This window comes from Streptomyces hilarionis, from assembly GCF_024539675.1.
Taxonomy (GTDB): domain Bacteria; phylum Actinomycetota; class Actinomycetes; order Streptomycetales; family Streptomycetaceae; genus Streptomyces; species Streptomyces hilarionis.
Genome location: NZ_JAHHIT010000245.1, coordinates 1 through 8,154 on the forward strand (window position 1 = coordinate 1; position 8,154 = coordinate 8,154).

The window sequence follows — 8,154 nt, forward strand, 5'->3', positions numbered from 1 at the left end:
GGCCGGCGGGCGGGGCGTCCGCGAGGGCCGGCGGGGCGAGCGGGTAGGAGGTCGGCGCGGCGGGTGGCGGGGGCGCGGACGGCGTCCGCCCGGCGGCCGCCGCGAGCATCCGGTCGACCTCCGCCGCGTCGGGCCGGAGCCGCGGGTCCCTGACGAGCAGCGCGCCGAGGACGGCGGTGAGCGGTCCCGCCCTGCGGGGCGCGGGCACGTCCTCGCCGAGCACGGCGGCCAGGGTGGCGAGCGTGTTCGCCCGGCGCAGCGGGTGGGCGCCCTCCACGGCCACGTACAGCATCATGGCCAGCGACCAGAGGTCGGCGGCGGGCCCGCCCTCCTTGCCGCCGACCCGTTCCGGCGCCATGAAGTCGGGCGAGCCGATGACCGCGCCGGTCGCGGTGAGCCGGGTGGACTCCCGCACGGCCGCGATGCCGAAGTCGGTGAGCACCGGCCGCCCGTCGGGCCGCAGCAGGACGTTGGCGGGCTTCACGTCACGGTGCTCGATGCCGACGGCGTGCGCGGCGCGCAGCGCGGCCAGCACCTCGCGCCCCAGACGCGCGGCCTCGGCCGGGGGCATCGGCCCCCGTTGCAGGCGGTCCTGGAGGGAGCCGCCCTCGACGAGCTCCATCACGATCCACGGATACGTGCCCTCGCCGCCGTCGACGATGTGATGGATGGTCACGACGTTGGGGTGATGGACGCGCGCCAGCGCGCGGGCCTCCCGCAGGACGCGTTCGCGCAGGGTGCGCGCGCCCTCGGGGTCGTACTCGGCCAGGTCCGGGTCGGGCGGCCGGACCTCCTTGACGGCCACGTCCCGGTGCAGCGCCAGATCGTGCGCGCGCCACACCAGTCCCATGCCTCCGCCGCCGAGCCGCGCGACCAGCTCGAAGCGGCCGTCGACGACCCGTCTGTGGGGTTCCCCAGTGCTCATGGGGGGGTGCTTAGGGGCACCGGCCGACAGGGGATGCGTCGGCCGGAGGGGGCGCAGCGCGAATGACCCGCGGAGCGACGGGCATGCTGTGAGCGAGGTCACCTCCGGCGAGCCGTGCCGGACCGCCCCGGAACCGCCCCCGGGACCGCATCCCTCCCTTGTTCCCCGTTCCCCCGTTCTCTCGATCCACCGCATCCACCGTGTCCGCGCAGTCACCGTGTCCACGCCTTCGACCGGGTCTGCGCCCGCCTCCTCCTCCCCGCTCGCGTCCGCCGCCGTCGCCCTCCCCATGAAGGACATGTGCCGTGACTCTCCTGCACCCTGACGCCCCGTCGTCCCGCCGCCCGGGCCGCTGCTGGACGATCCGCGTGGTCGGACACCGCGACCGCACGGCGTCGGTCACCTGCTCGTCGCCGTGCTCGATGCCGCCCCGCTCCCGGGACCTCGCGGCGCTGCGGCGCTTCGCGGAGGCCCACGCGGCCGCGCACGCCAGGGCGGCGGCGGTGCACCACGACGCCGCCTGCTGGTGCCGCCGACAGCGGTGCGCGCTGCACGAGGAGACCCGGGTCGCCTGTGCCGGCACGGTCGTCCTCGTGCTGCGGCACGACCCGGCGGTCGGCCAGGTGTGGACCCTCACCGAAGTCTGCGCCGCGTGCGCCTCGTTGCTGCCGCACGCGCGCGTGCTGAGCCGGGCTGTGCCACCGCCGCCCCGCGCCCGCGGGACGGAGACGGACGCCCGTGCGGACGACGGGCGGGAAGCGGGAGCGAGCCGTGATGCCGTCGCCTACGAGGGGGCGGGCGCGAACCGGGAGGTCCTCGGCCGTCCGGCGCCGTCCGGGACGGTGGCCCCGACCGCGGGGTCGCCGCGGCTGGTCCCCGGCGGGTTCAGCGCGCCCGCGTCGGGTGGCGGGCCGGAACGGGCCGGCGCCCGACGGCGCGGCCCCGGCAACCGGCGTGGACGCCGGGAGACCGAGGGCGGCGGGGTGTGACCCTGCCCCGCCTCCGCCCGTGCCGTCTCACTTCCTGCCGCCCCCCTTCACCGCCGTCGCCTTCCCGACAGGCCCGCTCCCGGTCCGCCGGGCGGGCGCGGCCGGCCGCCGCGGCGTGCCTCAGGTGCGGTGGCGGGACTGCGGCGGGACACGAACGGGCAGCGCGCCGGGCGGCGGCGCCCCGGCCGGACGTCCGGTGGGCCCTCCGCCGCCCGGGGAGCGCTCGGCGGTGGTACGGGTCGCCATGAGCGCGCCGATGCGCGCACCGCTGCGCCGCCCCTCCAGATGCAGGCGTCCGACGTTGACGCGGTCGCCGGCGAGCAGCGTCAGGACGGCGGACGGACCGGCCGCGTAGGTCGCGACACAGCCCCCCGCACCGCGCACCAGCAGTTCGCAGAACTCGCCGCCGACCGAGAGGTCGACCATGCGGCGTCCGACCCCGAGCGCCGCCGCGGTGAGCGCGGCCAGCCCTTCGGGCTGCGCGTCGGGCAGGTCCTGGGCGAGCACCAGGCCGTCCGTGCTCGCCGCCAGTGTCCCCGTCAGCTGCGGCACGCGGGCGCGCAGCCGACGCAGTTCGTTCAGAACCTCGGTCTCGACGGCCATGACCGTTGTCCCTTCGGCGCGTTGTCGACGCAAACGGATCAAGTGCGGTGCGGCGCAAGGTGGTTCAGGTTCTCCTGAGGCTACGGAAACCGGCGGCCGAAAGCGACGGCTTCGGCATTTTCCCCTGGCATGCCCACCGCCGAACCGCGATGCCGGACCCCTGGGGCGGCCCGGGCGGCCGGCGAATGCCGGACGGCGGACGCACGCGCCGGGTGAGGGAACGGCAGACGGGGGCGGGCGGTCCGGCCGGGCCGTGCTCCGGCGGAGGTGCGGTCCCGGCCGTGAGCCGGGCGTGTGCGTGCACGCCCGCACGTGATCCGTGCGCCCCGGCGCGCAGCCTGCCCAGGGGGCGCGCGGACAGGGCTCGCCCCTACGCGGATGGATGGGCGGGCCCTGTCCACAGACGGCGATTGTGCGGGACGGGGGGCCCGCACGCCCACGGGTGCGGGGCCCTCGGCCCTGGTGCGGGCCGCACACCCCGTCCGGTCACCGCACACCCCGCGCGCGATCGCCCGGATCCGCCCGTGTGACGGGACCGCCGGTGGGGAAGGCGCTCCCCCGACAGGGGGCGGCGCGGGCTCCCGCGCCGCCCGGCCCGCCCGCTTGATCGCGCATCGCCCGCGGCGCGCGATACTGGCCTTCGCACCCGGCAGCCACGTCGTCGCTTCGCCCTCATGAATGGAGTCACGCACATCTCCGCGACCCTTCCGCCCACCACTCCCTCCACGGTCTGGCAGTCCCGTGGCCGCCACACCGGCCCCACCGCGCCCGACGTCCTGCGCAAGAACCTCCAGGCAGGCAAGGACGCCGGGACCCTCCAGGACTTCAAGGAGCTCACCGACGTCGGCACCCCCGAGGGGGAGCTGGCCTTCGAGGCCCGATGGCTGGTGGACGAGGAGGTGACCGTCCGTGCCCGCCTCGCCCTCGCCGAGTGGTCGGGACGAGGGCAGGAGTGGACGCTTACGGCCGAGGCGGAGCGCCCCTGGGACCTGCGCTGGCCGTCGCCCGCCGCCATGTTCTGGCCGTGGGAGGAGGACGCCCTGTGGGGACACGAGACGGTCACCAGCGAGCGCTACCTCGACGTCAACCCGCTGCCCTCGGACGAGAAGGACCTGCGGCGCACCCTGCGCAACGCCCTGCGGGACACGTGGACGGTGCACGTCGTCGTCCACGAGGCCATGACGCCCGACGAACTGGGCCGGCGCTCGCTGGTCCCCCTGCTCCCGACCGGTCTGCGGCACCGGGTCGTCGAGCACCGGGCGGCCCCGCACCAGCTGCGCACCCTGAACTGGGCCCTCAAGGAGACCGGGGTGGAGGTGCCGCGGGGCGGCGCGCTGGTGCTGCCCGGCTCGCCGGCCCCTGCCGACTACGACGCCGCCGGCTTCTCGGTGCGCACCGTGTTCCTGGACGGCTCGCACCCCACCGAGCTGCTGGACGCGATCCAGCGCTTCGCCGCACTCCCCCGCCCGCTGCCGGAGGGGGCCGAGGCGGCCCTCACGGCGCTGCGGGAGCAGTGGCAGCTGCTGACCCTGGAGGAGGAGCTCGCCCGGGAACGCGGGCTGGTCGCCATGTACAAGGAAGCGCTGGAGGCGATGACCCAGTCCCGCGACCTGTACCGGGAGGCGGCCGAGCACGCCCACGAGGCGCTGGCCGCGTACCGCGAGGCGGCAGCGGAGGCCGGGGAGCCCCGGCAGGCGCCCGCCCGGCGCGCCGGCTCGCCCTTCCAGCAGCTGGGCCGCACCCTGGAGCGCTTCAAGGAGTCGACCAAGGGCCTGCGCCCCGCGCCGACGGCCTCCCCCGCCCCCGGGGAGCCGGCGGAGCCCGTCGGGACCCGCTCCGAGGACGAGGAGGGCGGCTCCGGCCCCGGCCCGCGGTAGTCCCCGGTGCGGTGCGCGGGCCGGCGGCAGGCCCCGGTGCGGCCGTCGGGGAGCGGCGGCAGATCCGGGCGCGCCCGTGAACCGGCCCGCGCCCGGACGTGTCAGGCGCGCCGCTGTGGATACGCGGTCCCCACGGCACACGCACCGCCCGGGAAGGGACCAGGACATGGGCACCGAGCAAGGCCCCCGGTCGTCGCCCCACCGCTCCGACACCACGCTGCGCGTCAACGGCAAGCCGCACACCCTCTCCGTCGACCACCGGCGCGTCCTGCTGGACCTGCTGCGGGAGGACCTCGACCTCACCGGGGCGAAGAAAGGCTGCGACCACGGACAGTGCGGCGCCTGCACGGTGCTCGTCGACGGCCGGCGCGTCAACAGCTGTCTGCTGCTCGCCGTCGCCCTGGACGGCTGTGACGTGACGACCGTCGAGGGACTCTCCGGGGACGGCGAGGGCCCGCATCCGCTGCAACGGGCCTTCCTGGAGCGCGACGCCTTCCAGTGCGGGTACTGCACGCCCGGACAGCTCTGCTCCGCGGTGGGCGCGCTGGCCGAGGCGGAGGCGGGCCACCCCTCCCACGTCACGGACCCGTCGGCGCCCTGCGGGCGGCCGGTCCCCCTGGACCGGGACGAGATCCGCGAGCGGCTCAGCGGCAACCTGTGCCGGTGCGGTGCGTATCCGCGCATCGTCGACGCGGTCGAGGACGTGATCGCGACCGGCCACCACCCGAGGACGTGATCCGGTGGAATCCTTCGCCTATGTACGGGCCGGCAGCCTCGCGGAGGCCGCCGAGGCCTTCGCCGCACACCCCGGCGCACGCTACCTCGGGGGCGGCACCAACCTCGTCGACCTGATGAAGCTCGGAGTGGAACGCCCGACCGCGCTGGTCGACGTCACCCGGCTCCCGCTGGACCGGGTGACCGAGCTGCCGGACGGCTCGCTGCGGATCGGCGCCCTGGTGCGCAACAGCGACCTGGCGGCCCACCCGCGTGTCCGTGAGCGCTGGCCGGCCCTGTCGCAGGCGGTGCTGGCAGGCGCGTCGGGCCAGTTGCGCAACGCCGCCACCACCGGCGGCAATCTGTTGCAGCGCACCCGCTGCCCGTACTTCCAGGACGTCTCCAAGCCGTGCAACAAACGGCGGCCGGGCAGCGGCTGCGGCGCCCGCGAAGGCGTCCACCGCGACCACGCGGTGCTCGGGCACTCCGAGCACTGCATCGCCACCCATCCCTCGGACATGGCCGTGGCCCTCGCCGCGCTGGACGCCGAGGTCGAGCTGTACGGCACGGCGGGCGTGCGCCGGGTCGCGGCGGCGGACTTCCACCGCCTGCCCGGCGCGCATCCGGAGCGGGACACCGTGGTCGAGCCCGGCGAGCTGGTCACCGCCGTCGTCCTGCCGGCCGCCTCGGCCGGAGTGCCCTCCGCGTACCGCAAGGCCCGCGACCGGGCCTCCTACGCCTTCGCGCTGGCCTCCGTCGCCGCCGTGCTGGAGGTCGCGGACGGCGTCGTCGCACGGGTGGGGATCGCCTTCGGGGCGCTGGCCCACCGGCCCTGGCGGGCGCGGCTGGCCGAGGAGGCACTGCGGGGCGCGGCGCCCACCCGGGCCGCGTTCGAACGGGCCGCTGACCTGGAGCTGGCAGCGGCCCGGCCGCTGCGCGACAACGCCTACAAACCGCCCCTGGCCCGCAACCTGGCCGTCGACGTCCTGGCGCGGCTGGTGCCCGACGAGGAGGACGCATGACCGCCCTGGGCGCCCCGGCCGAGCGGCGCGAGGGCCCGGACAAGGTCAGCGGGGCCGCCCGCTACGCGGCCGAACAGCACCCGGCCGGGCGGCTGTTCGCCCGCCCGGTGCCGGCGACGGTGGCACGCGGCGAGGTGACCGGCGTCGACGTCTCGGCGGCCCTGGCGCTGCCCGGCGTCGTCGCCGTCCTCACGCCCGACGACGCGCCCCGCCTGGCCGAGCCCGACGACCCCACCCTCGCCGTCCTACAGAACCGCCAGGTGCCGCACCGGGGCTGGTTCGTCGCCCTGGTGGTGGCCGACGGCCCGGAGGCGGCACGGGCCGGGGCCGGCGCGGTCCGCGTCGACTACGCGCAGGAGGCCCACGACGTCACGCTCCGCGCCGGGCACCCGCGGGCGTACGTCCCCGAGGAGATCAACGGCACGTTTCCGGGCGAGCGCCGGCAGGGCGACGCCGAGGGCGCCTTCGCCGCCGCGGACGTCCGGGTCGACGTCGGCTACCGAGTGCCGCCCCTGCACAACCACCCCATGGAGCCGCACGCCAGCACCGCGCACTGGGACGGCGAACGGCTCACCGTCCACACCTCCAGCCAGGGCACCACGGCCGTGCGCGCCACGCTCGCCCGGATGTTCGGGCTCGAGGAGGAGCGGATCACGGTGGTCGCCGAGCACGTCGGCGGCGGCTTCGGCTCCAAGGGCACGCCCCGGCCGGACGTGGTGCTCGCCACGATGGCCTCGTGGCACACGGGCCGCCCGGTCACCGTGGTGCTGCCCCGGCGGATGATGCCCACCTCCGTCGGCCACCGGGCGCCCACGCTGCACCGGTTGCGGCTGGGCGCGGACCGCGACGGCCGGCTGACGTCCCTCACCCACGAGGTGACCACGCACTCGTCGCGGATCAAGGAGTTCGTCGAGTACGCGGCCGTCCCGGCGGGCGTCATGTACGCCGCCCCGCACCGGCACACCGTGCACCGGGTGGTCCGGCTGGATGTCCCGACGCCGTCGTGGATGCGCGCCCCCGGCGAGGCGCCCGGCATGTACGCCCTGGAGTCGGCCATGGACGAACTGGCCGGCGCGCTGGGCATGGACCCCGTCGACCTGCGCGTGCGCAACGAGCCGGAGACCGAACCCGACAGCGGCAAGCCGTTCAGCAGCCGTCACCTCGTCGAGTGCCTGCGCGAGGGCGCCCGCCGGTTCGGCTGGGCGGGCCGCGATCCCCGGCCCCGGGGCCGGACGGACGGACCGTGGCTGCTCGGGACGGGCGTCGCCGCCGCCACCTACCCCGTACAGGCCTATCCGTCGACCGCCGCGGCTCAGGCGCTTGCGGACGGGTCGTTCCTCGTCGAGGTGAACGCGGCCGACATCGGCACCGGCGCCCGCACGGTGCTGGCGCAGATCGCGGCGGACGCCCTCGACGTGCCGCTGGACCGGGTGCGGATCCGGGTGGGCAGCAGCGACCTGCCGTCGGCTCCGCTGGCGGGCGGCTCCTCGGGCACCGCCTCCTGGGGCTGGGCCGTCCACGAGGCCTGCCTGCGGCTCGCGGCCCGACTCGCCGCGCACCGGGGCCCGTTGCCCGCGCGAGGGCTGCGGGAGCGCGCCGACACCGAGGGGAAGGCCGACGCCGAGAGCGCCTTCGCACGGCACGCGTTCGGCGCGCACTTCGCGGAGGTCGCGGTGGACAGCGTGACGGGCGAGGTGCGGGTGCGCCGGCTGCTCGGGGTGTACGCGGCGGGGCGGATCCTCAACCCGCGCACCGCCCGCTCCCAGTTCGTCGGCGGCATGACCATGGGCCTGGGCATGGCGCTGACCGAGAACAGCACCGTGGACGCCGCGTTCGGCGACTTCCCCGAGTCCGACCTCGCCGGCTACCACGTGCCCGCGCACGCCGACGTGCCCGACATCGAGGCGCACTGGATCGACGAGCACGACCCGCACCTCAACCCCGTGGGCGGCAAGGGGATCGGCGAGATCGGCATCGTGGGCACGGCGGCGGCCGTCGGCAACGCCGTGCACCACGCCACCGGC

General features: G+C 76.6%; 7 protein-coding genes. 5 read left to right on the forward strand and 2 right to left on the reverse strand.

Annotated features, from left to right (window positions below):
* The coding region (locus KMS84_RS36475; RefSeq protein WP_256920836.1) for a serine/threonine-protein kinase at positions 1 to 925 on the reverse strand (925 nt) is incomplete at its 3' end.
* A gap of 305 nt (positions 926 to 1,230) precedes the next feature.
* Between KMS84_RS36475 and KMS84_RS36480 the strand changes: the two genes are divergently transcribed.
* Positions 1,231 to 1,914, forward strand: a complete 684-nt coding sequence (locus tag KMS84_RS36480; protein WP_256920837.1) for a hypothetical protein — start codon at positions 1,231 to 1,233, stop codon at positions 1,912 to 1,914.
* 120 nt (positions 1,915 to 2,034) lie between these two features.
* Here the strand turns inward: KMS84_RS36480 and KMS84_RS36485 are convergent, their stop codons facing one another.
* Positions 2,035 to 2,517: a roadblock/LC7 domain-containing protein gene (locus tag KMS84_RS36485; protein ID WP_256920838.1), complete on the reverse strand. Its 483-nt coding sequence runs from the start codon at positions 2,515 to 2,517 to the stop codon at positions 2,035 to 2,037.
* A 674-nt stretch (positions 2,518 to 3,191) separates the two neighbouring features.
* On the opposite strand from KMS84_RS36485, the gene KMS84_RS36490 reads away from it, so the two are divergent.
* The 4 genes from KMS84_RS36490 to KMS84_RS36505 all read left to right on the forward strand — a co-directional run.
* On the forward strand, positions 3,192 to 4,394 hold the full coding sequence (locus tag KMS84_RS36490) for a hypothetical protein (RefSeq protein WP_256920839.1): 1,203 nt from the start codon (positions 3,192 to 3,194) through the stop codon (positions 4,392 to 4,394).
* A 166-nt stretch (positions 4,395 to 4,560) separates the two neighbouring features.
* Positions 4,561 to 5,130 (forward strand): (2Fe-2S)-binding protein, encoded by a 570-nt coding sequence (locus KMS84_RS36495; protein ID WP_256920840.1) that lies wholly within the window; start codon positions 4,561 to 4,563, stop codon positions 5,128 to 5,130.
* Between the two features lie 4 nt (positions 5,131 to 5,134).
* Positions 5,135 to 6,130, forward strand: coding sequence for an FAD binding domain-containing protein (locus KMS84_RS36500; RefSeq protein ID WP_256920841.1), 996 nt, complete (start codon positions 5,135 to 5,137; stop codon positions 6,128 to 6,130).
* Positions 6,127 to 8,154 (forward strand): xanthine dehydrogenase family protein molybdopterin-binding subunit (locus KMS84_RS36505; RefSeq protein ID WP_256920842.1); only part of this gene is annotated, 2,028 nt, incomplete at its 3' end. The genes KMS84_RS36500 and KMS84_RS36505, both read left to right, overlap by 4 nt.